At 41.8% G+C, this 1,257-nt stretch carries 1 protein-coding gene and 2 pseudogenes; all 3 read right to left on the bottom strand.

What is annotated here, in order from left to right:
* Positions 1 to 174: pseudogene (locus AC805_RS26875) on the bottom strand (IS701 family transposase); the annotation flags it as partial.
* A 3-nt stretch (positions 175 to 177) separates the two neighbouring features.
* On the bottom strand, positions 178 to 927 hold the full coding sequence (locus AC805_RS14570) for an IS1 family transposase (RefSeq protein WP_055076091.1): 750 nt from the start codon (positions 925 to 927) through the stop codon (positions 178 to 180).
* A gap of 160 nt (positions 928 to 1,087) precedes the next feature.
* Positions 1,088 to 1,257, bottom strand: a pseudogene (locus AC805_RS25655) (transposase); the annotation flags it as partial.

Raw genomic sequence — 1,257 nt, 5'->3', positions numbered from 1 at the left:
GAGAGCAAAATGATTGAGCTTAGAATTGAGTTTAAGAACCTCCAATTTCACATATCCCCACAAAGATGCAAAGAAGTGATTGGCTTGACTGTCAACTGTCTTGGTCGGCGATTTCGATAGACTAACATTTTGCTTCAAAGACTTGTGATATTCTTCAACTTTCCAGCGTTGGTAGTCCTAAAAAGGAAAGGATGAACGAGCAGGCAAAGAAGCGTTGTAATGATGAATAAAATTCCAAATGGCTCCGATGTGATTTTCCAACTTTTTAGAAAAGGATAGGGTCTTTCTAACTAGTCTTGATACTCGTTGACGTAACGTACAGTTGAATCTATCAATATAGTTGGTCTTTCCCGTTTCTTTACCGACTGCCCTATGACGTTTACAGGGCAGGACAACTGGATAAGCTGTGTAGAAATCAGTGTAAATAACCGCACATTGGCGATAGACACTAGGCAAGGATTCCCATAACTTCTGAGCCGATTCGCCAGAGCGATCACCGATGTAACAACCCACAATTTCACGCGTCTCGGCATCAATGGCAAGCCATATCCACTGTTTATTGCCTTTGTTATCCACAAAAGACCACAATTCATCCATCTGTATGGTCAAACGGTGCTTTGTTTTTTGTTCTACCTCAACCTGTTTAGTTACGTCCTCATATTTATGATTGACGTAACTCTGCAACCATCGTTCTGAGATCTTGAGGACTCTGGCAATTCCAGTTAGTGGGATTTTTTCTAGTAGTAGTTTCTCAAGAAGGTCATAAGTGTCTTGGGTACGCTCTGAAACTCTCTGCCACTGTGGATTTTCTACAAATTGACGACCACAGTCCCGACATTTATAATTTTGTTTTCCATGTCGTGTACTGCCGTTTTTTACCACGGATACGGACTGGCAGGATGGACAGGATGGCATTGCTTCTGACATTACTTTACTTTGTATCAACTATCTGGATATTTTCCTCCACCCTTTCCTTTTTAGGACTACCCCAGCGTTTACGGTAGATTGTTGTAATTTGCTTGTAAGTGATTGTTAGGTCGCTAGTGACTAGATAGAGAACACCAATACTGTCATCTTCGTTTACGAAAGAAATATTCCGCATCGCCAAATAAACCAGCTTGAAAGCAGCCTCATCAGTTCGACAAGCTCACTGACCAAGGGAGGAAAAATCTGTTGAGATTTAATCACCTTCCGCAAACTGCTATTCATTGACTCAATCGCATTGGTGGTGTAAATCGCCCTGCGAATCTCAGGTGG

Origin of the sequence: Pseudanabaena sp. 'Roaring Creek', assembly GCF_001402795.1 — a bacterium.
Taxonomy (GTDB): Bacteria; Cyanobacteriota; Cyanobacteriia; order Pseudanabaenales; family Pseudanabaenaceae; genus Pseudanabaena.
Note: the sequence above shows the minus strand (reverse complement) of the source record. Positions and strands in the feature narration are given on the sequence as shown.